The organism is Streptomyces flavovariabilis (assembly GCF_000725785.1).
Lineage (GTDB): Bacteria > Actinomycetota > Actinomycetes > Streptomycetales > Streptomycetaceae > Streptomyces > Streptomyces hawaiiensis.
Genome location: NZ_JNXD01000011.1, coordinates 1 through 25,229, shown reverse-complemented (window position 1 = coordinate 25,229; position 25,229 = coordinate 1). Strand labels below are relative to the sequence as shown.

The 25,229-nt window shown below is 71.5% G+C and carries 28 protein-coding genes; 18 read left to right on the top strand and 10 right to left on the bottom strand.

Annotated features, from left to right (window positions below; all coding sequences use genetic code 11):
- Nucleotides 1-310 precede the first annotated feature (310 nt).
- From IO24_RS0119350 to IO24_RS0119340, 3 genes are all read right to left on the bottom strand, one after another.
- Nucleotides 311-559: a CBS domain-containing protein gene (locus tag IO24_RS0119350; RefSeq protein WP_031137333.1), complete on the bottom strand. Its 249-nt coding sequence runs from the start codon at nucleotides 557-559 to the stop codon at nucleotides 311-313.
- A 43-nt stretch (nucleotides 560-602) separates the two neighbouring features.
- Entirely contained in the window at nucleotides 603-2,087 is a 1,485-nt protein-coding gene (locus IO24_RS0119345) for a DEAD/DEAH box helicase (RefSeq protein ID WP_031137331.1), read from the bottom strand.
- Between the two features lie 180 nt (nucleotides 2,088-2,267).
- Complete coding sequence (locus tag IO24_RS0119340) at nucleotides 2,268-2,471, bottom strand: cold-shock protein (RefSeq protein WP_028799214.1); 204 nt, start codon at nucleotides 2,469-2,471, stop codon at nucleotides 2,268-2,270.
- Between the two features lie 552 nt (nucleotides 2,472-3,023).
- Here IO24_RS0119340 and IO24_RS0119335 point away from each other — a divergent pair.
- Complete coding sequence (locus tag IO24_RS0119335) at nucleotides 3,024-3,710, top strand: DUF4232 domain-containing protein (RefSeq protein ID WP_031137329.1); 687 nt, start codon at nucleotides 3,024-3,026, stop codon at nucleotides 3,708-3,710.
- Between the two features lie 24 nt (nucleotides 3,711-3,734).
- On the opposite strand, the gene IO24_RS0119330 is transcribed toward IO24_RS0119335, so the two are convergent.
- Entirely contained in the window at nucleotides 3,735-4,460 is a 726-nt protein-coding gene (locus tag IO24_RS0119330; protein WP_031137327.1) for an SDR family oxidoreductase, read from the bottom strand.
- A 103-nt stretch (nucleotides 4,461-4,563) separates the two neighbouring features.
- Between IO24_RS0119330 and IO24_RS0119325 the strand changes: the two genes are divergently transcribed.
- The 4 genes from IO24_RS0119325 (at nucleotide 4,564) to IO24_RS0119310 (ending at nucleotide 8,694) form a co-directional block, all read left to right on the top strand.
- Nucleotides 4,564-5,460, top strand: a complete 897-nt coding sequence (locus IO24_RS0119325) for a LysR family transcriptional regulator (RefSeq protein ID WP_045296010.1) — start codon at nucleotides 4,564-4,566, stop codon at nucleotides 5,458-5,460.
- Between the two features lie 114 nt (nucleotides 5,461-5,574).
- Complete coding sequence (locus tag IO24_RS0119320; protein WP_107062988.1) at nucleotides 5,575-6,969, top strand: phosphatase PAP2 family protein; 1,395 nt, start codon at nucleotides 5,575-5,577, stop codon at nucleotides 6,967-6,969.
- Between the two features lie 148 nt (nucleotides 6,970-7,117).
- Nucleotides 7,118-7,555 (top strand): NfeD family protein, encoded by a 438-nt coding sequence (locus IO24_RS0119315; RefSeq protein WP_031137321.1) that lies wholly within the window; start codon nucleotides 7,118-7,120, stop codon nucleotides 7,553-7,555.
- Between the two features lie 29 nt (nucleotides 7,556-7,584).
- A complete protein-coding gene (locus IO24_RS0119310) occupies nucleotides 7,585-8,694 on the top strand; it encodes an SPFH domain-containing protein (RefSeq protein WP_031137319.1) in 1,110 nt (369 codons plus the stop codon).
- Nucleotides 8,695-8,746: 52 nt separating this feature from the next.
- Here IO24_RS0119310 and IO24_RS0119305 read toward each other — a convergent pair whose 3' ends face one another.
- The 3 genes from IO24_RS0119305 to IO24_RS0119285 all read right to left on the bottom strand — a co-directional run bounded on the left by IO24_RS0119305 (nucleotide 8,747) and on the right by IO24_RS0119285 (nucleotide 11,527).
- Nucleotides 8,747-9,067, bottom strand: coding sequence for a winged helix-turn-helix transcriptional regulator (locus IO24_RS0119305; protein WP_234335187.1), 321 nt, complete (start codon nucleotides 9,065-9,067; stop codon nucleotides 8,747-8,749).
- 616 nt (nucleotides 9,068-9,683) lie between these two features.
- Complete coding sequence (locus tag IO24_RS0119290) at nucleotides 9,684-10,343, bottom strand: response regulator (RefSeq protein ID WP_078899102.1); 660 nt, start codon at nucleotides 10,341-10,343, stop codon at nucleotides 9,684-9,686.
- A complete protein-coding gene (locus IO24_RS0119285) occupies nucleotides 10,322-11,527 on the bottom strand; it encodes a sensor histidine kinase (protein WP_031137313.1) in 1,206 nt (401 codons plus the stop codon). Before IO24_RS0119285 ends, IO24_RS0119290 begins: the two co-directional genes overlap by 22 nt.
- Nucleotides 11,528-11,637: 110 nt before the next feature.
- On the opposite strand from IO24_RS0119285, the gene IO24_RS0119280 reads away from it, so the two are divergent.
- Both IO24_RS0119280 and IO24_RS47185 read left to right on the top strand, forming a co-directional pair.
- The gene (locus tag IO24_RS0119280) at nucleotides 11,638-12,399 is read left to right on the top strand and encodes an ABC transporter ATP-binding protein (protein WP_031137312.1); all 762 of its coding nucleotides are present in this window, start codon (nucleotides 11,638-11,640) and stop codon (nucleotides 12,397-12,399) included.
- Complete coding sequence (locus IO24_RS47185) at nucleotides 12,396-14,771, top strand: ABC transporter permease (protein ID WP_031137310.1); 2,376 nt, start codon at nucleotides 12,396-12,398, stop codon at nucleotides 14,769-14,771. The genes IO24_RS0119280 and IO24_RS47185 overlap by 4 nt, the downstream gene beginning before the upstream one ends.
- Nucleotides 14,772-14,891: 120 nt before the next feature.
- Here the strand turns inward: IO24_RS47185 and IO24_RS0119270 are convergent, their stop codons facing one another.
- Nucleotides 14,892-16,607 carry a SpoIIE family protein phosphatase gene (locus IO24_RS0119270; RefSeq protein ID WP_031137309.1) on the bottom strand — a complete coding sequence of 572 codons (1,716 nt, stop codon included), beginning with the start codon at nucleotides 16,605-16,607 and terminating at the stop codon, nucleotides 14,892-14,894.
- 213 nt (nucleotides 16,608-16,820) lie between these two features.
- Here IO24_RS0119270 and IO24_RS0119265 point away from each other — a divergent pair, with 213 nt between their 5' ends.
- The 7 genes from IO24_RS0119265 to IO24_RS40850 all read left to right on the top strand — a co-directional run bounded on the left by IO24_RS0119265 (nucleotide 16,821) and on the right by IO24_RS40850 (nucleotide 21,089).
- A complete protein-coding gene (locus tag IO24_RS0119265; RefSeq protein ID WP_031137306.1) occupies nucleotides 16,821-17,201 on the top strand; it encodes a PIN domain-containing protein in 381 nt (126 codons plus the stop codon).
- 331 nt (nucleotides 17,202-17,532) lie between these two features.
- A complete protein-coding gene (locus tag IO24_RS0119260) occupies nucleotides 17,533-17,712 on the top strand; it encodes a hypothetical protein (RefSeq protein WP_031137305.1) in 180 nt (59 codons plus the stop codon).
- A gap of 377 nt (nucleotides 17,713-18,089) precedes the next feature.
- The gene (locus IO24_RS45240) at nucleotides 18,090-18,257 is read left to right on the top strand and encodes a hypothetical protein (RefSeq protein ID WP_157851275.1); all 168 of its coding nucleotides are present in this window, start codon (nucleotides 18,090-18,092) and stop codon (nucleotides 18,255-18,257) included.
- Nucleotides 18,258-18,874: 617 nt separating this feature from the next.
- The gene (locus IO24_RS0119245) at nucleotides 18,875-19,471 is read left to right on the top strand and encodes a DUF5994 family protein (protein WP_031137300.1); all 597 of its coding nucleotides are present in this window, start codon (nucleotides 18,875-18,877) and stop codon (nucleotides 19,469-19,471) included.
- Nucleotides 19,472-19,476: 5 nt separating this feature from the next.
- Nucleotides 19,477-19,722 carry a hypothetical protein gene (locus IO24_RS0119240; protein WP_063768076.1) on the top strand — a complete coding sequence of 82 codons (246 nt, stop codon included), beginning with the start codon at nucleotides 19,477-19,479 and terminating at the stop codon, nucleotides 19,720-19,722.
- 300 nt (nucleotides 19,723-20,022) lie between these two features.
- Nucleotides 20,023-20,412, top strand: a complete 390-nt coding sequence (locus tag IO24_RS0119235) for an STAS domain-containing protein (RefSeq protein ID WP_031137296.1) — start codon at nucleotides 20,023-20,025, stop codon at nucleotides 20,410-20,412.
- Nucleotides 20,409-21,089: a hypothetical protein gene (locus tag IO24_RS40850; RefSeq protein WP_031137295.1), complete on the top strand. Its 681-nt coding sequence runs from the start codon at nucleotides 20,409-20,411 to the stop codon at nucleotides 21,087-21,089. Before IO24_RS0119235 ends, IO24_RS40850 begins: the two co-directional genes overlap by 4 nt.
- A gap of 614 nt (nucleotides 21,090-21,703) precedes the next feature.
- On the opposite strand, the gene IO24_RS47405 is transcribed toward IO24_RS40850, so the two are convergent.
- Nucleotides 21,704-22,036: a hypothetical protein gene (locus IO24_RS47405; protein ID WP_338055631.1), complete on the bottom strand. Its 333-nt coding sequence runs from the start codon at nucleotides 22,034-22,036 to the stop codon at nucleotides 21,704-21,706.
- Nucleotides 22,037-22,670: 634 nt separating this feature from the next.
- On the opposite strand from IO24_RS47405, the gene IO24_RS0119220 reads away from it, so the two are divergent.
- From IO24_RS0119220 to IO24_RS0119205, 4 genes are read left to right on the top strand one after another with little or no spacing between them, the layout of a single operon-like run.
- Nucleotides 22,671-23,102 (top strand): Asp23/Gls24 family envelope stress response protein, encoded by a 432-nt coding sequence (locus IO24_RS0119220; protein WP_031137293.1) that lies wholly within the window; start codon nucleotides 22,671-22,673, stop codon nucleotides 23,100-23,102.
- A 38-nt stretch (nucleotides 23,103-23,140) separates the two neighbouring features.
- A complete protein-coding gene (locus tag IO24_RS0119215) occupies nucleotides 23,141-23,368 on the top strand; it encodes a hypothetical protein (RefSeq protein ID WP_031137292.1) in 228 nt (75 codons plus the stop codon).
- Nucleotides 23,365-23,811, top strand: coding sequence for a hypothetical protein (locus tag IO24_RS0119210; protein ID WP_031137291.1), 447 nt, complete (start codon nucleotides 23,365-23,367; stop codon nucleotides 23,809-23,811). Before IO24_RS0119215 ends, IO24_RS0119210 begins: the two co-directional genes overlap by 4 nt.
- Entirely contained in the window at nucleotides 23,808-24,491 is a 684-nt protein-coding gene (locus IO24_RS0119205; protein ID WP_031137290.1) for a DUF6286 domain-containing protein, read from the top strand. The genes IO24_RS0119210 and IO24_RS0119205 overlap by 4 nt, the downstream gene beginning before the upstream one ends.
- Nucleotides 24,492-24,973: 482 nt before the next feature.
- Here IO24_RS0119205 and IO24_RS0119195 read toward each other — a convergent pair.
- Nucleotides 24,974-25,229, bottom strand: a 256-nt coding sequence (locus IO24_RS0119195) for a fatty acid desaturase family protein (protein WP_031137288.1), incomplete at its 5' end; no start/stop codon positions are given.

The window sequence follows — 25,229 nt, the reverse complement described above, 5'->3', positions numbered from 1 at the left end:
AGGGGTGCGGGGATCGCGGTTGCGTGACCGGGGACCACCATCCAATCCGGGGTCTTGCGGTACCCGGACCGAGAGCTCCCCGGGCCGGGCGATCCTGATGGCGTCTGCTCCTCCGTCCTTCCTCGGGTGTCCTGATCATGTCTACGAAAAGAAGACTAACCACGGTGAGCGCCAATGTCTACTCTGACAAAGATAGATTTTGGAGCTCGGTGGACGCAGGCTCCTGTGGCACACGAAACGACGAAGAGGGCCCTGCCGACGCGCGTCGGCAGGGCCCTCTTCGGTACCCGATGGCGGCTGACCGCCCGTGCTAACCGCCTGTGCTCGCCCCCTCCGGGACGTCCCGGAGACGGACCCGGTCCGAGTAGGTGGGTGCCTCCCGCAGGACGGTGAGCCGGGCCAGGGTGACCAGACCCGTGCTCTGGTCGTCCCCGTCGCAGAGGACCAGGTGATCGACCCGGGCACCGGCCATGAGCGACAGCGCCACCTCGACCGTCATGTCGTCACGGATGCGAGGCGCGTGGACCACGGTGCGGTGCTGCGTCCGAGCCGGTGTCATGGGTGTCTCCTGCCAGAGGGGAGGGCCGGTGGGGCGCAGGGCTCTACGCGGCCGAGCCGAAGCCGGTCCGCCGTTGCGCCCTGGGGCGCGCCGCCTCGCCGGCGGGGCGGCCCTGGCCGGTGGGACGGCGGCCTCGCCGGCCCCGGGACGGGGCAGACGTGCCGCGGGGACGCTCCGCGCGCGGCGCGGTGACGACGACCGGGACACCGGAGGGGGCCTGGGCACCCGTGATGCGGCTCAGCTCCGCCTCGCCGGACCGCACCTGGGCGACCCGGGGGGTGATGCCCGCCGAGGTCATCAGCCTGCTCATCCCGCGACGCTGCCCCGGAGTCACCAGGGTGACCACGCTGCCGGACTCGCCGGCACGGGCGGTACGGCCGCCGCGGTGCAGGTAGTCCTTGTGGTCGCTGGGCGGGTCCACGTTGACGACGAGGTCGAGGTTGTCGACGTGGATGCCGCGCGCGGCGACGTTGGTGGCCACCAGGACCGTCACATGGCCGCTCTTGAACTGGGCCAGGGTCCGGGTCCGCTGGGGCTGGGACTTGCCGCCGTGCAGGGCCGCGGCGCGCACACCGCTGCTCAGCAGGTGCTCGGTCAGCCGGTCCACCGCGTGCTTGGTGTCCAGGAACATGATCACGCGCCCGTCGCGGGCCGCGATCTCGGTGGTCGTCCGGTGCTTGTCCGCGTCGTGCACATGGAGGATGTGGTGCTCCATCGTGGTGACCGCGCCCGCGGACGGGTCGACGGAGTGCACCACCGGGTCGTGCAGGTAGGTGCGGACCAGCCGGTCGACGTTGCGGTCCAGGGTGGCCGAGAACAGCATCCGCTGCCCACCGGGGCGCACCTGGTCGAGCAGGGCGGTGACCTGCGGCATGAAGCCCATGTCGGCCATCTGGTCGGCCTCGTCGAGAACCGTGATGCCGACGCCGTCCAGGCGGCAGTCGCCCCGGTCGATGAGGTCCTTGAGCCGGCCGGGCGTCGCGACGACCACCTCGGCCCCGGCGCGCAGCGCACCGGCCTGCTTGCCGATCGACATCCCGCCGACGACGGTGGCGATCCGCAGGCTCACGGAGCGGGCGTACGGAGTGAGCGCGTCGGTGACCTGCTGGGCGAGCTCGCGGGTGGGCACGAGGACGAGGGCGAGCGGCTGCCGCGGCTCGGCGCGCTTGCCCGCCGTACGGGCGAGCACGGCGAGGCCGAAGGCCAGGGTCTTGCCCGAGCCGGTGCGGCCGCGGCCGAGTACGTCACGACCGGCCAGGGAGTTCGGCAGGGTCGCCGCCTGGATCGGGAACGGCGCCGTCACGCCCTCCCGGCCGAGCGTGGCCAGCAGCCGCTCGGGCAGGTCGAGATCGGCGAACGACTCGACGGCGGGCAGCGACGGTGTGACCGTCTTCGGCAGGGCGAACTCGCCCTGGGGCGCCCGGCGGCTTCCGTAGCTCGTGGAGCGGCGCGGACCACCGGAACGGCGGCCGGAGCCGTCGCCTCCTGAGAAACGGTCATGGGTACGCGAGGTGTGGGCACGCTTCATGCGGGACCTTCCTTGATGGGCGCGTAGCAAGGAAATCCCGCAGCAGAGGAGCGGCGCAGAGAATCTCGAGACGAGCCGGAGTCGAGGCGGCCGGGTCGGACCGGCCGAAAAAAACAGCGAGCTGGGGCCCGCACCCCAGAGGTGCGGGCCCCAGCTGCGAAATATGCGCGAGCGCCGATGTCAGGCGGGCACGATGTTCTCGGCCGTCGGGCCCTTCTGGCCCTGCGCGATGTCGAACGACACCTTCTGGCCTTCCAGCAGCTCGCGGAAGCCCTGGGTGGCGATGTTCGAGTAGTGGGCGAAGACGTCGGCGCCGCCGCCGTCCTGCTCGATGAAGCCGAAGCCCTTTTCCGCGTTGAACCACTTCACGGTGCCAGTAGCCATTTTGTTTCTCCTTCGGAGGCGGTTTCAGGAATTCACCCTGTATGAATTCCGTGTCGCCGTGTTGATTACCCCGTAGGAAATGAACCTTCTGGCAACCACACCTGCAACTGAGATCGACAGTAGCACGGTGTGTTCGGCCCCGCGGTGTCGGAAAAATGCGATGCGGCAGGTGTTCGAGGAATATTCGGCGGGCCCCGCTTCTATTTCTCATGTTGCGGGCACAGATATTGCCATCCGGGGGCGCGGTTCTTCCTGCCGCACTCTCGCGTGCCGGCCCTGTGACCTCCGACGACGGGGGACCGGCCACTGCCACCGCCGTCGGCGGACGGCACGGCGGAGAACGCGCCGAAAGGCCGCTCCCGCGACGAAGGTCACATCCCCCGTGCGCGCGCCGGATCGCGACTACGTGGACATGTCACCGATCGGTGACAGCGTGGTGCGGGAACGACGACGGCGGGATCCCCTCGGCTCCCGGCGCCCTCCTATGGATCGAGAAGCACCGGGAGGCCGAATCGACCACGGCCTCGACCAGCCGATGAACAAGGGGATTTCATGTCCGGCAACCGTCGCAAGGCCTTTCTCGTCTCCGCAGCCCTCGTGAGCGGCGCCCTGCTGATGACCGCGTGCCAGGACTCGGACAAGACCACGGACACCGGCGCCGCGCGGGGTTCGTCGTCCGCCACCGCGCCCGGCGACGCGGCCACCCCGTCCGGCGCGTCTGCCGCGGGCACCGGCGAGGGCTCCGGCGCGGCGGGCAGGGGCTCCGGGGCGACGGGCAAGGGAAGCGAGGACGGGGCCGGCTCCGGGGCCGACACCGGCAACGGCGGGCGGGAGCCGGTCGGGCAGAGCTGCGGCGCCAACGACATCACCTGGAACACCCGGTCCGAGACGCAGGCCGGCGGCTACATCCTGATCTCCGCGAAGGCCAGGCCGGGGATCACCTGTGTCCTGCCCGCCGCGCTGCCGACCGTGGCGTTCGGCTCCGACGGCACCGAGGCGGGCCCCGCGGAGCAGGCCGTGGGCGAGCAGATCACGCTGAGCGGTAACACCACCGCCTACGCCGGGGTCAACCCCAAGAGCACCGACGTGGACGGTGGCAAGGAACTGGACAGCATCATCGTCGCCGTCGGTGACGACGACCCGAACCCGGTCTCCCTGAAGGTCGGCACCATCACGGTCGACAAGCCGGTCGTCACCAACTGGCACACCTCCGCGACGGACGCCGTCCCCTTCGGCTGAACGGACCCGGAACTCCCTTCGGAGCTACCACGGCACCTCTCCCTCGTCGTCGAAGAAGCAGCCGGTCGGGCCGTCGTCGGGCAGCGTCGCCAGCCGGATCGCGACCGCCGCGCCCTGCTCCGGGGTGCGGACGCCGCGGAAGCCGTTGAGGTCGGTCGCGCAGTAGCCGGGGCAGGCGGCGTTGACGAGTATGTCCGTGTCGTGGAGCTCCTTGGCGTACTGGACGGTGACGGCGTTGAGGAACGTCTTGGACGGCGTGTAGGCGACGGCGATCGGGCCCGTGTCGCTGCCGGGAGTGGTCTGCCGGGTGAGTGAGCCGACACCGCTGGACATGTTCACGATCCGCGGCGACGACGAGCGGCGCAGCAGCGGCAGCATCGCGTTGGTGACGCGGATGACGCCGATCACGTTGGTCTCCACGACCGTCCGCACCGTCGCCGGGTCGACGGTGGTGGGCATCTGCGGCACGCCACCGGTGATCCCCGCGTTGTTGACCAGCACGTCGAGACGGCCGGCGCTCTTTTCGATCAGTCCGGCGGCTTCGGCCACGCTCGCGTCGTCGGTCACGTCGAGCGGTACGCCGAACGCGTCGACCCCGGCCGCCCGCAGTTTCGCCACGGCGGTCTCGCGCCGCTCCCGGTCCCGGGCGCCCACCCCGACCCTCCAGCCGAGGGTGCCCAGACCGGCCGCGATCTCGTGTCCAATGCCCTTGTTCGCGCCGGTCACCAGCGCGATCGTCTGTTCGCTCATGCCGTGGATCCTGTCCGGGCCGGGCGGCGGCGGGCCAACACCGATCGGGTGGGCGCCGATACCGCACCGGTATCGGTCCAGGTCGCGGAAGTACCATGACGGCGTGGAGACAAGGGAGTTGCGGTACTTCGTCGCCGTCGCCGAGGAGCTGCACTTCGGGAGGGCGGCCCAGCGGCTCGGGATCGCGCAGCCTCCGCTGTCGCGGGCGATCGGCCGGCTCGAGCGGCGTCTGCAAGCGGTGCTGCTGGAACGCAGCAGCCGCGCGGTGATCCTGACGGAGGCCGGGGCGGTGCTCCTGAGGGAGGCCCGGGCGGCGCTCGCGGCGGTCGAGTCCGCCGAACGCCGCACCCGCCGCGCGGCGCTCGCCACGACGGGCCAGGCCGGCGTGGTCCTCGTCACGAAGGCCGGGGCCTCCAGCGGGCTGCTGGCGCGACTGCTCGACGCCTACGCGGCCGAGCCCGACGCGGTCGCCGTCGATCTGCTCCTGTGCGCAATGGGCGAGCAGGGACCGATGCTGCGCGACGGCCGGGCCGATGTGGCGCTGCTGCACCTGCCGTTCGACACCACGGCCGGCCTCGACACCGAAGAGCTCTGCACGGAGGGCCAGGTCGCGGTGGTCCCGGCCGGGCATCCCCTCGCCGAGCGGCCCCATGTCCGTACGGCCGACGTCACCGGCCTCCCCGACCTGCCGATGCCCCGCTGGCCCGGCCCCGACGGCACCTATCCGGCCGGGCCCGGCCCCCGGGCCCGCGACCACGCCCAGCTGCTCCAGCTGATCGCACTCGGCCGCGCCTGCTGGATCGCGCCGGAGTCCTGCCGCACCCAACTGCGCGACGGCCTCGCCGCCGTGCCGGTGCTGGACGCTCCGACGGTCACCACAGTGATCGCCTGGCCACCCCACAGCCGGTCCCGGGCGGTCGCGGCGCTGGTCCGGACGGCGGCGCGGGTCGGTCCGGACGTCGCCGGCCGGACCGGCAGCCGAGCCACCGCCCTCCGATAGCATGTTCGAACTCGCGATGGTCCCTCCGTCGCTCTCCATCTGCCCAGCCATTCGGACGAATCGGCCAATAGATTGATAGCCAGAGCATCGCGGGTGTTCTCGCGGACAAGCGGCATGACTGCGTGGGGCGCCCGGCGCCATCGGCGCGCGGTGCTGTGGGTCCTGGCGGGCGTGGTGGCCTGCGGATTCCTCGTCGCGCTGGAGATCGCCGCACGCCACTACGGTGAACCGGGGCCGATCACCAACCAGGTGAAGGCCCTGGTCTTCGCTCCCAAGCCGGGGCCGCTGTACGGCGGTCTGGCGCTGATGATGGTGGTGCTCGGCTGGCGGCAGCGGTTCATCGCGGCCGGCGCCGCGATCGGTATCGACGCCGTTCTCCTGCTGGTGCGACGGGCTGTCGGCGCCGACATGTCCGACGGCCATGTCTTCGGCACCGGTGCGCTGTGGGTGATGCTGGGTTTCGCGGTCATCGCCGTCACGTGCCGCACCGGCCCCGAACGCGTCCTGCTGCTGAAGGGTGTCGGGCTGGGCCTGTTGCTGGTGGCCGCCCGCAAGACCGGCGACACCTGGCTGTTCATCACGGCGAAGACCCGCCCCACGGTGCTCGACCAGTACGTGGCGACCGCCGACCACGCGCTGGGCAACCCCTCCTGGCTGGCCGGCCGGATCGTCGAGGCCACCGACCCCTTCAGCAGCCATCTCCTCCAACTGGTGTACGGCCAGCTCGCGGTGGCCGCGGTGGTCGTCGCCTTCCACCAGCTGCGCGACGTGACCACCGAGCGCCGCTTCCCCAGCCATCACCTGGTGCGCACCTTCCTGGTGATCGGCCTTCTCGGGCCGGGCATCTACATGCTCTTCCCGGTGGTCGGCCCGGTCTTCGCCTACGGCCCGGGCGCCTCCGGCACCGGCGGCGTGCAGTGGGCGGCGGCCGACCTGTGGCCGCACACGCCGCTGCCGGTCACCGCCCCGCACCCGATGACGTACGACGGGATCACCCCCCGCAACTGCATGCCCAGCCTGCACACGGCGTGGGCTGTCGCGATCTTCGTCCATACCCGCAGGGCGCCGCGTCTGCTGCGGTTCGCCGGCACGTTCTGGCTGATCACCACACTCGCCGCGACCCTGGGATTCGGCTACCACTACGGCGTGGATCTCGTCGCCGGCGTGGTGTTCGCCCTCACCATCGAGGCAGCCCTGCGCTCGCTCGACCGCGGCTGGGACCGGGCGGGAATCCAGCTGGTCGTCTACGGCACCACGGTCTTCATCGCGCTCCTGCTGTCGTACCGCTATCTGCCGATGGAGATGGCCGGACTCCCGGAGGTGTCCGGGCCACTTCTCATCCTGGCGATGACCTCGGTGATCTACGGCTACGTGCGTACGGACCGCAGGCCCTCCCCGCGGTTGCCCGGTCCCCGGACCCCGGTGGGGAACGCCGGGCGGGAGGACGCCATGACCGCAGAGCACGAAGGAACCGTCCCTCCGCCCGCTCGCTCACCGGAGCCCCACTGACCTCTCGCCCGCCACGTCACCGTCCGGGCCACCGTTCCTCCGGAGGGCGAGAAGGCATGGCGGGTGCCGGGCATCCGCTCGCGAGTCTGTCTGCCCGGTGTTCCGGGCGGTAGCTTGGTGGAGAAGGCCCCTGAAGGAGGGCGATGCGATGCCGTGGTTCCTGTGGCTGCTCGCCGCCGGGGTGCTGGGTGCCGCGGAGTTCTTCACCCTGACGCTGGTCTTCGGGTTGCTGGCGGGTGCAGCGCTGGTCGCCGCCGTGGTCGCCGGTGTGGGCATCGGCCTGCTCGGTCAGCTGGTGGCCCTCGGAGCGGCGGCGGCGGCGGGCCTCGTCATCGTCCGTCCGGTCGCGCTGCGGCACATGGCACAGCAGCCCCTCACCCGCGAGGGCAGCGATGCGCTGATCGGCAAGCGCGCCGAAGTGATGCAGGAGGTCACCGCGACCCGCGGCCTGATCAAACTCTCGGGTGAGGAATGGTCCGCCCGCGCCCTCGACGAGAGCCATGTGATCCCGGTGGGTGCGTGGGTGGACGTCATGGAGATCGAGGGGGCCACGGCCATCGTCTACCCCCGCGAACTCCTTCCCTGAACGGCTGAACACACAGCAATGGAGGCACTGTGGATCCAGTTGTCATCCCCATTCTTGTGGCGGCCCTCGTCGTCGTCTTCCTCGTGGCCTCCACCGTGCGGATCGTCCCGCAGGCGCGCCGCTACAACATCGAGCGGTTCGGCAGATACCGCCGGACGCTGCAACCCGGCCTGAACCTGGTCGTGCCCGTGGCGGACCGCATCAACACGAAACTCGACGTGCGCGAGCAGGTCTATTCGTCCGACCCCAGGCCGGTGATCACCGAGGACAACCTCGTGGTGAACATCGACACCGTTCTCTACTACCAGATCACGGACCCGCGGGCGGCGGCCTACGAGGTCGCCGACTACCTCCATGCGATCGATCAGCTCACCGTGACCACGCTGCGCAACGTCATCGGCAGCATGGACCTGGAGGAGACGCTCACCTCGCGCGAGGAGATCAACTCCCGGCTCCGGGCCGTCCTCGACGACGCCACCGGCAAGTGGGGCATCCGGGTCAACCGCGTCGAGATCAAGGCCATCGATCCACCGCACACCATCAAGGAGGCGATGGAGAAGCAGATGCGGGCCGAGCGCGACAAGCGCGCGGCCATCCTGCACGCCGAAGGGGAGCGGCAGGCCAAGATCCTCACCGCGGAAGGCACGAAGCAGAAGGACATCCTGGAGGCCCAGGGCACGCAACAGGCCATGATCCTTCGGGCGGACGGCGAGGCCAAGGCGGTGGAGCTGGTCTTCCAGGCCGTCCACCGCAACAACGCCGACGCGAAGGTCCTGGCCTACAAGTACCTCGAGACGCTCCCGCACCTGGCGAGCAGCGACAACAACACGTTCTGGGTGATCCCGGGGGAGCTGACCGAGGCGGTCCGCACGGTCACCCGGGCGTTCGGTGACCAGTCGACGGCAGGCCCTCCCCTCCCTGCGCAACCCGGGGAAGGGGCCGACGCCGACGACGCCGACGCGTCGCACGGGACGCGGATCGCGCAGCTCGACGCAGGCTCGACGGTTTCCCTCGACGCCGCCGCGGCTGCCGACGAGGCCGAGAAACAGGCCGCCGCCGCGGTGAGCGACGCCAAGGCGGAGGCCGAGGCCGCCAAGTCACCCCAGATGCCACGCCGGGGCCGGTCGTCCGGCGATTGAGCCCACCTCGGCTGCAGGGCCCGCACCCCCGTTGCCCACCGCCGTGCGCGGGTCACTCGGGCTCGGACGCGGACGCGGGCTTCGCCCCGGGGCCCGGGACGGCCGTGACCTGGCCGGGCGTGGTGATCTCGTGCCCGGAGGCGCAGGTCGCCACGGTCCGGACCGGGCTGCCGCAGTCGCGGTGGAGCAGGGAGAGCGTGGAGGCGCCGGCGGGGACGATCCAGCGCTCGGCCCAGTCGTTCAGGGCGATCAGGATGGGCAGCAGGGCGCGGCCCTTGTCGGTGAGGCGGTACTCGTCGCGTCCGCGCGCACCGGCGCGATCCGGGAATCCGGCGACCGCCTTGACCTGGACCCGGCCAACATCTGGGCCCACGCCAGCCCCGACATCGACGGCGACATCGCCGCGTTCGAGGCCGACCCCGAGCACCACGCCACGCCGACGTACTTCCTCACCTTCCCGTCCCTGAAGGACCCGTCGTGGGAATCCCGGTATCCGGGACGCACCACCATCGACATCGCCGGGCTGACGAGCTGGTCGTTGTTCGAGCCGTACGCGGGCAGCGCGTGGATGCGCCGGGGTGCCGACTACGAGCGCCTCAAGGACCGGCTCACCGAGGAACTACTGGGCCAGGTCTTCCGCTTCTGCCCCCAGCTGGAGGGCCGCATCGACCACACCGAGCTGGCGACGCCGCTCAGCTTCAACCACTTCCTCGGCAGGGAGAACGGCGACTTCATGTCCCTCGCCCACACCCCGCAGCGGTCGCCCTGCGTGGCCTCGGCGCCCACACCCACATCCCCGGCCTCCTCCTCACCGGCCAGGACGTGGCGTCGGCCGGCGTCAGCGGCGCCATCATGGGCGGCGTCGTCGCCGCCTCCGCGGCCCTGGAGCGCGACACGTTCGAGGACCTCGCGACCGGCTGAGCTCCGGACACTCCGGCCGCGGCACCTCGCTGTCGCCGGCAGAGAAGAGGCCGGTGCTCCGCCCTTGCTCAGGCGCGCAGATAGGCCAGCACCGCCAGGACGCGCCGGTGGTCGTCGGGGGCCGTCGGCGGGAGGTCGAGCTTCAGGAGGATGCTCGCGATGTGCTTGGCGACGGCGGCCTCGGTGACGACGAGGCGGCGGGCGATCGCCGCGTTGGAGCGGCCCTCGGCCATGAGGGCGAGGACCTCCCGTTCGCGGGGTGTGAGCCGGTCCAGGGGATCGCGGCGGCGGGCGAGCAACTGGCGTACGACTTCGGGGTCGACGACCGTGGAGCCGGCGGCGACGCGGGTGACGGCGTCGGCGAACTCCTCGACGTCGCCGATGCGTTCCTTGAGCAGGTAGCCCGTTCCGACGCTGCCGCGGCGGTCGTCCAGCAGTTCGTCGGCGAAGGTCTGCTCGACGTACTGGCTGAGGACGAGGACCGCGAGTCCGGGCTGCTCGGACTGGAGCCGGCGGGCGGCCCGCAGCCCCTCGTCCGTCTGGCCGGGTGGCATGCGGACGTCGGTGATGACCAGGTCCGGCCGGTTTTCCCGGGCCGCGGTGAGCAGGGCGGGGCCGTCGCCCACCGCGGCGAGGACCTGGTGGCCGAAGCGCTGGAGGAGGTGGACGAGACCTTCGCGCAGGAGGACGGCGTCCTCCGCGATCACTATGCGGAGGGACGGCCGCACGGGATCTCCGCTCTGAGCAGGGTGGGCCCGCCGGGCGGGCTGGACAGGAGCATTCTGCCGTCGGCGGCGGCGATCCTGTCGGCGAGGCCGATGAGGCCCGTACCGCGAGCGGGGTCGGCGTTGCCGGAACCGTTGTCCTCGATGTCGAGGCGGAGCACGCCGTCATCACAACGGGCGGTGATGCGGCAGTGGTCGGCACCGCTGTGCCGGGCGATGTTGGTGAGCGCCTCGGCGGTCACGAAGTACGCCGTCTGCTCGACGGCGGCCGGAAGCCGGCCGGAGAGATCGATGTCCAGGTGCGCGGGGACCGGGCAACGCCCGGCGATGTCCCGCACGGCGGCGGGCACCCCGCGTTCGGTCAGGACCTGGGGGTGGATGCCGCGGATCAGTTCCCGCAGCTCGGTGAGGGCTTCCTTGGCCAGGGCGTGGGCCTCGGCGACCTCTTGCGCCGCGGCGCTGCCGGGCGGCAGGTCGAGGGCGGCGAGGCCCAGCTTCATCGTGAGGGCGACGAGGCGCTGCTGGGCGCCGTCGTGCAGGTCACGTTCGATGCGGCGGCGTTCGGTCTCGAAGGCGTCGACGAGGCGGGCCCGGGAGCGCACGACCTCGCGCAGTTCGTGATCCTTGGGGAACAGGACGGCACGCGTCACAGCGGCGCGGACGCCGGCCCAGGCACCGATGGGGTACGCGGCCACGGGCAGGAGCACGGCACCCGCGACGGGGCCGGCCACGGTCTGCCAGGGGGAGGCGGTGGGCTGGAAGGGCGTGAGGAGGAGGAAGCCGGGGATGCCGAGCGAGACGAGGGCGACGGCCAGGTCCATCCAGCCCACCGCGAGGACGGACACGACGGCGTAGCCGGCGGCCCGTAGACCGTTCCGCGACTCGGGCCGGTCACTGCGGCCGCTCCGGTCAATGCTGCCGCTCCGGTCGCTCCGGTCGACGAGCGCGTGGCGGCGTCGTTCGAGCGGACCCGCGAGGGCGGCGGCGAAGATTACGACGGCCACCGCACAGAGCACCGTGGCCGACGTGCCGAGGTGCGCGGTGAACAGTCCGCCGACAGCGATGTACGCGGCCGTCGCGAACACCCCGCCGGACAGCAGGAACCCAAGGGCGCGATACGGCCACACGGTGCGGAGGTATCCCACCGGGCTCCGGGCGAGGGCCTCCAGGACGGTTCGAGGGGTCACGCGGTCGAACGTAGCGGCGCCGGCGCCCGAAGGCAGTAGTGCCAAGTGGAGTATCACCTCTCGCCCAGGCGGGAATGTGCCGGGTGGCTCTCCTGCCGTTTTCTTTCAACATGACCACGACAGACATCACTTCGGCGGCCGTACGGCCCGTCGAGCTGTGCTCGGTGACGAAGCGTCACGGCACCGGGGAGCACACCGTCACGGCCCTTGATGACGTGTCCACGCACTTCGCGGCGGGCACGATGACCGCCGTCATGGGCCCCTCCGGCTCCGGCAAGTCCACCTTGCTGCACTGCGCGGCGGGCCTCGACCGGCCGACCACCGGGGAGGTGCTGATCGGCGGTACGGACCTGGGCGGACTGGACGAGAACGCGCTGACCGTCCTGCGCAGAGAGCGAGTCGGCTTCGTCTTCCAGGAGTTCAACCTCGTCTCGGCACTGACCGCCGCGCAGAACGTCGAACTGCCGCTGCGTCTGGCCGGGCGCCGTCCCGCGGCGGGCGAGGTGAGGTCGGCGCTCGCCGCCGTCGGGCTCGCGGACCGTCTCGGACACCGGCCGAGCGAGCTGTCGGGAGGCCAGCAGCAGCGGGTCGCGATCGCGCGGGCGATGATCGCGCGGCCCGCCGTCCTCTTCGCCGACGAGCCGACCGGCGCGCTGGACACCCGGTCGTCGCGGAGGGTGCTGCGGCTGTTGAGAGACCTGGTGGACGTCCACGGCCAGACGGTCGTGATGGTGACGCACGACCCCGCCGCCGCGGCGTACGCGGATCGCGTGCTGCTGCTGGCGGACGGACGGCTCGTGGACGAACTGCCCGGTGCCGCCGGCGCCGAGGAGATCGCGGCGCGGACGGCCGCGCTGGAGGTGGGACCGTGATCAGCCTGGCGACGGCGAGGGAACGCTGGACCTCCTTCCTGGGATGCTTCGTGGCCGTGGCGCTGGGCGTCGCGGTGGTGACGATGAGCGCGCTGGTGCTGCTGTCGGACGGCGCGAAGGTGCCTGAACGGCTCGCGGGCGCACCGGTGTTGGTGCAGAGCCCGGCGGGGACGCAGACCGGTGGGGTGTTCACGGAGAATCCGCCGTGGGCACCGCAGAGCGCCGAGGAACTGCGACGGGAGCTGGCCCGGCTGCCGGGCGTGGTCGATGCGGTGCCGGACCGGTCGTTCTACGCGCAGGCGGCGGACACCGAACAGCGCCGGGGCGAGCGACAGGGCCACCCCTGGTCGGCCGCGGCGCTCGCGGAGTACGGCCTGAGCGAGGGCAGGCCGCCCGTCACCGCGGACGAGATCGTCGTGGACCGGTCCCTCGGGTTCACGCCGGGCGAGCCCGTCACGGTGCTGACGGCGCGCGGGCCGCAGCGGTTCTCGGTGTCCGGGACGATGAACGGCCCCGGTTACTACGTCACCGACCGGTGGGCCGCCGAACTGGCGGGCGGGGTACGGACCATCGGGCTGCTCCTGGAGTCGGGAACCGACGCCACCCGCGTCGCGGCCGCCGCACGGCGTGCCGTCGGCGGCGACGGCACCGTCCTGACCGGTGCCTCCCGCGAGGCGCTGGCGCCGAAGCAGGACGAGATGACCCGCTGGATCGGCGGCCAGGTGCTCACCGCCATTGCGCTGCTGTCCGCCTTCGTCACGGTCTTCGTCGTCTCCTCGACGTTCGCGTTCGCCGTCGCCGGGCGCCGCCGCGAGTTCGGCCTGCTGCGGACGATCGGCGCCACACCGCGACAGCTGAAGCGTCTGGTGTACGGCGAGGCCCTGGCGGTGGGTGCGGTCGGTGCGGCGGCGGGGGCACTGCTCGGAGTGGTGCTCGCGCCCACGATGACCGGGGTGCTGATCGACGCGGGCTTCCAGCCGGCGGGTTTCGAGGTGAGCCTGCGGTGGTGGGTACCGGTTGCGGCCTTCGCCACCGGCGTGGTGGTGGCGCTCGTCGGCGTGGGAGCCGCGTCACGCCGGGCCTCCCGGGTGAAGCCGCTGGAGGCGATGCGCGAGGCGGCGGTGGACAACCGGCCGATGACGCGGCGCCGCCGGGTCGCCGGGCTGGCGGCGACGGGCGTGGGAGCGGTCTGCTCGGTGGGCACCGCCTTCGCGGGGGCCGACGCCCTCGTACTGCTGGCGCTCGGCACGGCGATGAGCCTGACAACGGGCCTGACCCTCCTCGCACCGGGGCTCGTCGGGCCCGTGATCGGGGCGCTCACCCGGCCGCTGGCCCGGCACCCCGGTGCGCCGGCCGTGCTCGTCCGCGAGAACATGATCACAGCGGTGCGCCGGACCTCCGCCACCGTCGCCCCGGTGCTGGCGACCGTCGCCTTCGCCGTGCTGATCACCAGCACCGTGCAGACGACCCAGAACGCCGACACCGCCCGGCAGGCCGCGGCCGTACGGGCTGAGGCCGCGGTGGTGCCCAGGGGGACGCCGGGCCTGTCGGACGCGGCGGTGGCCCGGGTCGAGGGTGCCTCGCTGCTCTCGACGACCGTGTACGGCGGTGACGGCAGGGCGGCGCTCTCCGCGGCCGGCGTGTCGTCCGCCTTCGAGCGGGTGTACGCCGTGCCCCCGCCCCAGGGCGACACCGTCGTCGTCACGGCGGCCGTGGCGGCCGCGCACGGCTGGCGAAAAGGCCAGGTCGCCTCACTCACCCTGGAGGACGGCCGTACGCGGCGGTTGCGTGTGACGGCCGTGGTGGACGACTCGATGCCGTACCAGGTCTTCCTCCCACGCGACGTGGTACGCGACCACGACCCTTCCGCACTGGCGGACGTCGCCTACCGCACCACCCCCGCCCCCACGCCCCTCCCGGCCGGGCTCAGCGCCGACGAGATCTCCGTGGAGGCGTACGCGGCCTCGGACGACGCCGAGGAGGACCGGCTCGTGTGGATCTTCACCCTGCTGCTCGTGGCCGTATCGGCGGGCTACACGGCGATCGCCGTCGCCTCCACCGTGCTGACGGCCACCGCGGGCCGGGTGCGCGACGTCCGCGTACTGCGCCTGTCCGGTGCGACGCCGCGCCAGGTGCTGCTGACCCTTGCCGCAGAAACGTGCTGCGTCGTCGCCCTGGGCGCGGCCCTGGGCCTGGCGGCGGCCGCCCCGGCCCTGTTCGGCACGGTCCACGGCCTTCGCGAAGAGCTGGGCCTGCCGGTGGAGTTGTCCCTGGCCTGGCCCTGGCTCACGGGCGTGGTGGCAGGCTGCCTGCTGCTCGGCACGGCGGCCACCGTCCTCCCGGCCCGCGTCGTCCTGCGGCGCCTCCCCTGAGTCCGGGCGTGGCGGCTCGCGTGGGCGCGGCGCGGCCCCGCCCACAGGCGGCTGCCCGGCTCCGCCGGATCCTCGCCAGGCAAGTGAGCACCACGTCCCGCGGCCACGCGGTCACGGCTCTCACGGCGTCGGCAGGCGCAGGGCCAGGAGGGCCACGTCGTCGGTACTGCCGGGCGGCATGCGGGCGGGCAACTGGTCGCACAGCGTGTCCAGCGGTTCGTGGGCGAGAGCGAGGGCGTGGCGGCGCAGACGGGCGAGTCCGGTGTCCAGGTCGCTGCCGGGGATCTCGATCAGGCCGTCGGTGTAGAGCAGCAGGGTGGAACCCGGCGGCAGGGACTGCGCGGCGCTCGGCCGGCTGCCACTGGTGCCCGGCGGGGCGCCGAGGAGGACACCCTGCCCCGCTTCGAGGTAGCGGGCCCGCCCGTCCCGGGTCAGCAGGAGGGGCGGCGGATGCCCCGCGCTGGTCCACCGCAGCGTCCACGGGCCGGTGTGCGGGTCGCCTTCGAGCAGGGCGAGGACGAGGGTGGCCATGGGGACGGTGGTGATGGCGGGCATGGCGTCGTCGAGGCGGTCGACGACGGCGCCGGGCGGGCCGGTGTGGTCCCAGGCCAGTGAGCGCAGGATGCCGTGAAGCTGCGCCATTCCGGCCGCCGCGGTCAGGTCGTGGCCCACGACGTCGCCGATGACCAGCGCGAGCGTGCCGTCCTTCCGCTCGAACGCGTCGTACCAGTCGCCGCCGACCTGCGAGCCGGCCGGGGCGGGCTGGTAGCGGGCGGCCAGCCGCAGGCGGCCGGGCTGGGGCAGTGGGGCGAGCAGGTTGCGCTGCATGGCCTCGGCGACGGCGCGCTGGCGGCCGAACCGGCGGGCGTTGTCGATGACCGTCCCGACCCGGCGGCCGATGTCGCTCACCACTTTCAGGTCGTCGGCGTCGAAGGGGTGCGCCGGGTCCGTGCGCACCAGCGTCAGGGCGCCGGTGACCTGTAGCCGGGAGCCCAGCGGCACGGTGACGGCGGACGTCGCGCGGACGGCCCGCAGGAAGCCGCTGTGGACGGCGGCCAGGGCGGAGACGGTCGGGGCGGCCACGTCCGCCTCGCGCTGCAGGACGGGATCACCGCCGTTCAGCACCTGGACCAGAGGGGAGCGGTCCTCCTCTCCGGCCTCGGCGAGGCTCTCGCGCCAGTCCTCCTGCGCGGCGTCCCGGCCCTCGGGACCCGTCACCGCCACACGGTGGACCTGCCCGGAGCCCACCCGGAGGTCCACCGCCGCCCAGTCGGCGATGCGGGGCACCAGCAGGCGGCCCAGCCGGGCAAGGGCCTCATCGGTCTCCAGCGTCTGACCGAGCACGTCGGTGATCTCCGCGACCAGCGTCAGCCGCTCGGTGAGGTCCTCCAGAGCACGCGTATAGGCCGCACGTTCCCGGCGCGCGCTGCGGTCGCCGACGGCGTCGGTGAACAGCACGGCCATGCCCATGTAGGCGCCGTCACCCGTCAAGGGGGAAGCGGACCAGGATGTCGCGACCAGGCGACCGTCACCGCGCAGACAGATGTGGCCCTCCCGCCGCTCCTCGGCCCTTGCGGCCACGGCCCGCAGCAGCGGGCACTGCTCCCGAGGAATCCTGCCGCCGTCCGCATCCCGGTGCAGCAGGTCGTGTGCGTCCTCCCCGCGCATCGAGGCGGCGGTGCGGCCCAGCAGTCGCTCGGCGGCCGGGGTGACCGCGAGAATCCGTCCGGCGGGATCCACCACGATCAGGGCCGTGCCCAGCTGCCCGACGACCTGCCGCCAGAAACCCGGCGCGGCCGCCGACCACCACCGCCCCTCATCTCCCACACCAGCCACCACGCCGCTCCTCCCGTCATGGACCCTCGTCGAGGACCGCGGGCTCATCGGCAGACCGACACACCAGTGGATCGCCACTCCCTCGACTTGGCACCGATCAGCTCGGCGACCTTGCCTAACGCTCATGGTGTACGACGGGTAGTGGCCGTCGTCGAGCCGGTCGGCGGCGTACGGCCGGCTACGGCGGAGCACCAGGACAAGCCATCCACCTGGCTGACCCATCGTCAGAAGGCGAAGGCCGTACGGCGTGATCGGGAAATCCACGAGTGGCTGACGGCGGCACGCGACGCGGACCTGCCGGTGATCACCTCAGCCGCCGTGCTGGTCGAGGTAATCCACCCGAAGATCAACGACGCCGCACTGAAGTGGACCCTGTCCCGCCTGAGCGTCGAGCCGGTGACCCAGACCGTCGCCCAATCCGCTGCCGCTCTGCTGCGTGCGGCGGGGCTGCACGGCCACAAGTGCGCCATCGACGCCATGCTGTGCGCGACCGCCCTGCAGCATCCCGGCAAAGTGACGATCTTGACCTCCGATGTGGAAGACATCGGGCTGCTCACTGCCGAGCATCAGCGCCTGAGTGCGGAGCAGGTCTGAGCCGCGCGTGAGCGGCTTCGTACCGCTATTGACCGCGGTTGTCCGTTCTGAAGGGCATGCCGTGGGCACGTCGGCAGGGAGCGCGACGGGACGCCCCGCCTGATCCACTTCATGGCGTGCTCAGCTGTCCCTCCCCATACGTCACGCTTGAGGCGGGGGCGGACGAAACACAACTGGCCGCTCTTCCCCACCTCGAGGGCGAGGCCGATTGCGGCGCTGACCGCGGCCCAGACCTGAAACGTTATAGGTTCTGCCGGCCCGACTCTTCCCGCCACAGTGGTGCTGCCGGCTCCACCAGGGGCCGCCTGTGTCACAGACTTCAGGGGGAAGCATGAAGAAGCTCCGCGCGCTGCGCACGAGGGTGGGGATCTCCGCCGCAGCTGTCGCACTGTCCGGCGCCGGGCTCGGCCTGGCCACCGCGACGCCCGCCTCCGCCTACGCGGGCTACTGCAACGGGTGGGTGGATGACGAGATCTCGAACTCCGGCTTCCACGCGAAGCTTCCGGCTTAATCTTCGGCAGCAACACCAAGACCGCGCTCATGTACGCGCAGGGGCAAGAGAAGATCGGCGCGGACGGCGGCTACGGCGAAGAGACCCGCAACAACATCAAATGGGCCTACCAGTACAGCGGCAACGGGCGTTGGAGCTGCTTCTGAGCGCCACCTGGCAACACGTGACGGAGCAAACCAGTACAACCGACTTGCGCAGAGGTAGAAGGGGAAACATGTACAAGCTCCGCGCGCTGCGCACGAGGGTTTGGATCTCCGCCGCAGCTGTCGCACTGTCCGGCGCCGGGTTAGGCCTGGCCACCGCGACGCCCGCCTCCGCCTACGCGGGCTACTGCAACGGCCAGGCGAGCAAGGCCATGTCCGGCGCCGGCCACTTCGTTGCCAAGCTTCCGGATCTTCGGCAGCAACACCAAGACCGCGCTCATGTACGCGCAGGGGCAAGAGAAGATCGGCGCGGACGGCGGCTACGGCGAAGAGACCCGCAACAACATCGGGTGGTTCTTCAAGAACACCAGGGGTAGCGGCGGGACCTGCGCTTTCCTTTGACAGGCGCCACTCGGGAGCACAGAGCCCCGGAGATATCACCTCTCCGGGGCTCTGCCCTTTGTCAGGCGTGGCACCGCACGCGCAGGCTCGGGAGGGTAGGGGGACGGAGGGGACTCAAGGAGCCCGCGTCACACGCTGGTCGCTGCTCACGGAAAACGACCCTGCCGGGCCCAAGGGCTCTCCCGGGACTGAAGCGGAGTTCATTGATGTGAATGGTGACCGGGCCCTGCCGACGGCGCGTCAGCAGGTCTCCCGTTGCTGGCTGATGGAGGTTTCCGCCCCTCCTCATTCGTCAGCCGCGTCAGATCGAAATTGTCTGCAACTCGCCGTGCGCGTCCGCGAGCAAGATCCCGGCCGCCGACCCGTCGAGCAGCTCGACGCAGCGCGGACAGCCGTTGCAGCATGTCGATGACGTCGAATCGTTGCCTGAGGGACGACGGTTCCGGGGAGGGGCGCATGGGACCGTTCCTCCTTTGTCCGTACGGTCCGTCGGGCCTGTTCGAGGAGTACGCTGGTTTTACCGAGGATGTTTCGCGCACCGGCTTTCAGGCTCGTGTCGTTTTCGGCGATCGAATATTCCGGGTCGGCTCATGCCGGCCCGGGGCAGGGTTCGCGTCATGACTGCGACCATTTCCCGCTCGCCGACGACCGAAGCCGATGACCGGCTCTCCTCGCTTTCTCTGCGTCTGTCGCTGGTTCCCGCCGGCTCCGCGCCGGCTTTGCTGGACGGCGCCTGGTGGCCCCGCTCCCGCGATCTCGGGGCGGAACTCCCGTCCCTGACCGCTGTACTGGATCCGCTGTGGGGGCGGATCACCCGGGTCACGGTGAATCCCGCCCAGTGGCCGGTCATCCCGCGCAAGGTGCCCGTTGCCGGGCACGTGGTGAACGTGGGCTGGTTCCGGGACGAGCAGGACCCGCATGAACTGCTGTTGTTCTCCTACCGCGTGGGCCGCTGGAACCTTTTGGTCGTCCCGCCGCAGACGGCTCCCGACTCGGCCGCCTGGCTGATGGCCGCCGCCAGTGACCCGCACGGTGTGTCGACCGCGAGCCGGCTGATGGAGGAGGCGGCGCGTCTGCGGACGCTGCGCGACGCCGACCGGGCCGTGGAAGCGGTCTGGGACTCCGAAGGAGGGATTGAGGCCCAGGACGGGGCCGCACGTCCACGGATCCCGGCCATGACCGCCGCGATGCCGCAGCAGCCGATGGGAAGGTGAGGACCGTGGGGACGTTCGTGACCGTGGCCGTGATCCTGGGAATGATCGCCTTCGGGGTGCTCCTCATCCGTCTGCTGAACTCACAGCACGGCGACCGCATGGCCGCCATCCACTACGGCCACACCGGGATGCCTGTCGCGGGACCGGCTCCGCGCAAGGCCCGCGGCCGGCGGGAGAGAGCGGCACCGGCCGCCGTCGCGGTGATCGCGGGCCCGGCGAACGAGGGGGCTCTCCCGGCGGCGCCCCCGTAAGCAAGCCGGGTGAGCCCACCGACTCGGCAGGCTCTCCCGGCCCGTCGCCGAACGGGCCGGCCTGACCGAACCCGTCACCACAGCCCGCAGCCCGGGGCCCGACCGTAGTACGCACACGACAGGCCGGGGTCCTCCCGCGTCCTGTGCCCCGGGCCGAGGCAGCGTGGGCTCGGGGCGGCACAGAGCCACCATCCCTCCAAGACACGATCCCCGTCGGGCGCGGGCCTTCCGTCCGGTTCGTGGCGTATCCCCGGACGACCGATCCACCTCGACGCTCGGCAACTCATCCTTGAGGGGCGCATGCCCCTTCCACGGCTGAACGTCCACCGGCACGACCACACCACCCGCACGCTGATCACCCTCGCAGGTGAGATCGACCTGGCCACCGCCCCGCTCGTGCATGCCGCACTGGCCGAATGCCTGCACGACGGCATCCGCACCACCGACATCGATCTCACGGAGGTCACCTTCTGCGACGCCAGCGGACTCAACGCCTTCCTCGCGGCATCGAGGCTCGCCACCGAAGCCGGAACGGTCCTCCGACTGCACCATCCGCCACCGATCATGGCCCGCATCATCGAGATCACCGGCTCCGGTTTCCTGCTCCATGAGCTCCACGAGCTCCACGAGCTCCACAGCGTTCGCCCACCATCACGCCGGTTTCCCGCTGCCGCGGGCGGTGCGCGGTGACGGCCCCGCTCCGACGGGAGCCGCCCCGGGGTGAGGGAAGCACACCGACTCCCGCCCACGCCGTACGTCTGCGCCGGCTGAACCGCTGGCAGGCCGAGACCCTGCGGGAGGACCTGGCCGATCTGTACGTGGAGTCCTCGCGCGCACAGGCGGGCCAGGAGTACCGAGGCCGGGAGGCGTTCCTGCGGCGACTCACCGGCGCCATCCGGCAGGCCGGCTTCGCCCTGCTGATCGGGGAGGACACGGCCTTCGCCGGGTGTGCCTACGGATTCCCGGTACCACGCGAGGGGACCTGGTGGAGGGGGTTCGACGGGGCCCTTCCACAGAGCGTCGAACAGCTCACCGCGTCCGGACACGTCTTCGCGATCACCGAGATCGTGGTGCATCCCCACACGGACGACCAGGGTCTCGCCCGCAGGCTCCAGGAACGGCTGCTCGCCGACCACCACGCCTCGCTCGGGGCGACACTGGTCGCCCAGGCCGACGCGCCGGCCCGCGACGCCTTCCTGTCGCGGGGATGGCAGGACATCGGCGCGATCCGCCGACCGCCGGATCCCACGGTCCTCCGGCCACCGGCCCCCGCGCTGCTGCGGGCCCTGGTCCTCCCCCTCGAGCCACGCACGACTGCCCGCACGGACGGCCTCGCACACGAGAACCGCACCCAACGGCCCGACTGACGGCCGACGCGTGACCTGGGCGCGGAAGACCTGAACCGACGCGGGTCGGCCCCACGACAAGCGCGGCTCCAAGAACCGACCGCCGGGAGAGACAGGGGCCACCGGGTACTCGGCGTGCTGCCTGGCCCGCTCGCCCGGAAAGCCGCGGGACCATCCGTGGGCTGGGCAGACTCCGAGGGACGCGGAACGCGTGGTCCGGTCTTCGTCGTCGACACCGGCATCCGCCGCACCGGCTTCGCCGTACCCAACCGGAGACCGGGGCCGCCACGGTACACATCGCCCGGGGTGAGCCGCTACGCAGCTCGGCGCGAGGTTCGGCTGCGTGTGGAGCCGGCCGATCACCGACACCAACGACGCTTCCACAGGGCCTCGTTGACGACCGTACCCCCCGGGGGGCGAGGACCGCTTCGCTGTCCGGTCTTGTCCGCCTACGACGACCAGCGCGACGACCTGGCCGCCGACGCGACCTCCCGGCTCCGCCTACCTGCACGGCGGCTGCTGTCTCTCGCCCGCCGACCTGCTGCACCGGGCCCGCGCACAGGACGACCCCGGGGGGTGGATTGCGCGGTTTCATCTGGGATCGCTGCATCGAGCTGCCGTTGACACCTGCCTGGCTAGGGCGCGGTTTCTGTGATGAGGACGGCGGCGGTGACCGGGCCGGGCGTGTCAGAGGTGGCTGCTTCCGCCAGGGCGGCCCGGACGGCGCGGGCGACTTCCAGTGGATGGTGTCCGGGGGCGACAGCGAGCTGGACCTGGATGTGGCGGCTGGGGGGATCGTCCTGGTGCACCACCTTGACCGGGCGGCCTCCCAGCACGGCGGTGAGGCGGGCGACGCCCGGGACGGCCGCCGCGACGTCCGCCAGTTTCCCGGTGGGGCCTGGCGTGGGTCCTCTTCCGGTCGCCGGGGGCGAGGTTCGCACGGCTGCGGCTTCCGGCTGGGGCTTCATGGTCCTCCTCGCGGTCTGCGATCTGACGGCTGTCTCCGGGCCTTCATGGAGATCCGTGACGCGCAAGTCGGTCGTCACGACGGCCAGGCCGAGCCTTTCAGTGGCCGCGTTGAACAGTGCGCTCCTCAGCTGTTCGGCGGTGTGAGGCAGTGGCTGCCCGAGGGATGCCGTGAAGGCTGCCTCCATCCTGAGCGGGCCAGGCGGTAGCGCGCTGACCGGCGGACGGACGGCCGGCTCGGACACGGGCTCGAACGGTGCCGACCCAATGCGCAAGGTCCCCACCCGGACATCGGGAACCTCAGCGGCCGCCCGCCCGAGGGCCCGGACAGCTGTTTGCTCGGTGATCCATGTCCCGTCGTCTGGCCCGCCGAGCGGGAGCAGTCGGCCCAGGTCGAGCTGGTGCCGTACTGGCGGCGTCCACGCCTCGGTCACCGGCTCCTCACCCTCTCTCTTCCATGGCCGCGGTTCTCTTCCTGCCCGCACTGCGCTCGGATGTCCGCGAGGGCTCCCGGCGGAGACGCTCGGGCCACTCGTCGGACCACCCGCCACAATCCGCGCTTCGGTCAAAAGGTTCTAATGAGAATATAATCGGCATAGACGGTGCCAGGTGTGCTTCTTAGGGAGGAATATCCCGATGACTGAGAACACCGGCGTAAGGCACGGTGGTGCGCCCGGGTCTCGCGGCCGGACGGCCATCGCCGATGTGGTGGTGGAGAAGATCGCCGGAATGGCGGCACGGGACGTGCGCGGCGTCTATGCCCTGGGCAGCGGATTCGCCCGCTCGATGGGATCCGTGCGGGAGCGGATGCCCGGCGCCGGCAGCGGCAAATCCGCCACGCGCGGGGTCAGCGTCGAGGTCGGAGAGCTGCAGGCGGCCATCGATCTGGAGATCGTCGTCGACTACGGCGTCTCGATCACGGACGTGGCCGGTGAGGTGCGGGAGAACGTGATCTCCGCGGTGGAGCGGATGGCGGGTCGGGACGTCGTGGAAGTCAACATCATGGTCAGCGACGTGAAGCTGCCCGACGAGGAGGACGAAGGCGAAGAGCGGCCCCGGATCCGGTAGCCGGGGCGGAGCAGCCCATGTGAGTGAAGGGGCGCGTGATGAGCAGGGCCGTGGTGGGCTTGATGGCCGGAATGACGCTGGGTTTCGCCGCGTATTTCGGTAGCTTCTGGGCTTTCTTGCTGGTGCTCGGTCTGGGCATTGTCGGTCTCGTGGCCGGGCGGTTCATGGAAGGTGATCTCGAGCCGGGCGACTTCGTCCGTCGGCGAGACCGGCAGGATCGGATTCGCGATGACCGGCGACGGGCTCGGGGAGACTGGCGGCAGTGACCGGTGAAGTCGATCGGCGTCCCGGCATACCCCGCCGGGAGCGCGGTGCGACCACTGTCGCCGACCGGGTCGTCGCGAAGATCGCTTCCCATGTGGCGGGCGAGGCGCTGAGCCGGTTCACCGAGGCGGCCGTCCACGTACCGCCCGGCCGCCGGACGCCACAAGTGACCACAACCGTGCGGCGGGCGCCGGAGCGGAACACCGCCACAGGAGACGACGAGTCCGCCGCCGGACGGCAGGCGGTTCTCGGCGACGTGCGGATGCGCATCACCGTCGAGCTCGGCTATCCGTCCGACATCGGGGCGCAGTGCGCCGCAGTGCGCCGGGAGGTAACCGAAAGGCTCAGGACATGGGCCGGCATGGACGTGTCCGACCTCGCGGTGTCGGTCGAGAGGCTGCATTCGGTGCATGCGCGGCACATGGACCAGGAGAGGGTGAGATGAGCCCGAGCACCTGGCGGCAGCCTGCCAGTGACAGTGACGTTCCCTCCGATCCCGGACAGGCGGCTTCGTCCGCGGACGGCGCCCCGGACACGGGCTCGACAGCAGCGGTCGACACGTCAGGCCGGTCGGAGCGCCGTTTCTGGTCTGCGCGGCGGATCCCCGCGGCCTTGGTGGCCCTGCTGTCCGTCGCGGCGATCGGACTGCTCCTGTACGACGTGGTCTCGGTACGGGCTGGCCGGTCTGCGATGCGCTGGCGGCGGCGGCTCGCCGAGGAGCTGGCCACACGGCCCCTGGATGACACCTGGGTGATCGTCGGGGCCGCGGTGGCGATGGCCCTCGGCCTGTGGCTTTTCCTGCTGGCGGTGACGCCGGGACTGCGCAGGCTGTTGCCCATGCGGCAGCCCACCGGTATCCCCGGGGCGGAGGAGGTCCACGCCGGACTCGACCGCCGCGCGGTCGCCCTGAGGCTGCGCGACCGGGCCGTGCAGGTGCCCGGCGTCCAGTCGGCACGGGTCGCTGTCGGCCACCGGAAGGTCAAAGCCCGGGCATGGGCACACTTCCGCGCTCTTGAGGAGGTCCGCGCGGACCTGGACGCCACGCTGGGCGAAGCCGTGACGTCCTTGGGTCTCGCCCGGCAACCCGCGCTGACCGTGCACGTCCGGCGCCCGAAGAAGGGCTGAGGTGATCCCGATGCTCAAGGGAGTGAACCGGGTGCTGCTGGGGCTACTCGGTCTTGGGCTCTTCGCCTTGGGCGGCGGGGTGCTGCTGGGCGGGCTGGATCTGCAGCGCCACTGGGGTTTCGGCGTGCCGGGCTGGCCAGGTTCTCGTCGACAGCGAAGACGGCGCGGCGGCCCGACTCGACGGCCGCACGCTGGAGGACGTCATCGAGGAAGAGGCGCAGGCCCTGGACGGGGTGTCGCGGGCACAGGTACGGCTGACCGGCAGACGTACAGCTCCGGCCGCACGTGTGCGGCTGTTGCTGGAACCTCACGCGGACCCGGAGCGGATTCTGGGGCAACTGAGCCGGGAAACACTCGCGCACGCGCGGGACTCCGCCGGTTTGGACCGCCTCCCGTCGAAGGTCAGACTCCGGGAAGCCCGCCACCGCGCCGACCGCGTCGCCTGAAGGCCACGTTCTCGGGTTCTTCCTCCTGCTCAGTCCCTACGCGGGAACCCGGGTCCTCCGGAGCGGTGCTCCCGCCTGATGGAGACTGGTGAGGGCCAGCCGGTAGGAGGTGATCAGCCCGGTCTCCACGTAGTCCACGCCCAGGTCCTCGCAGTAGCGCCGGACGATGGTCCGCGCCCGGCGCAGGTTGGGACTGGGCATGCTGGGGAACAGGTGGTGCTCGATCTGGTGGTTCAGCCCGCCCAGTGCGATGTCGGTGAGCCGACCGCCGCGCACGTTGCGTGAGGTGAGC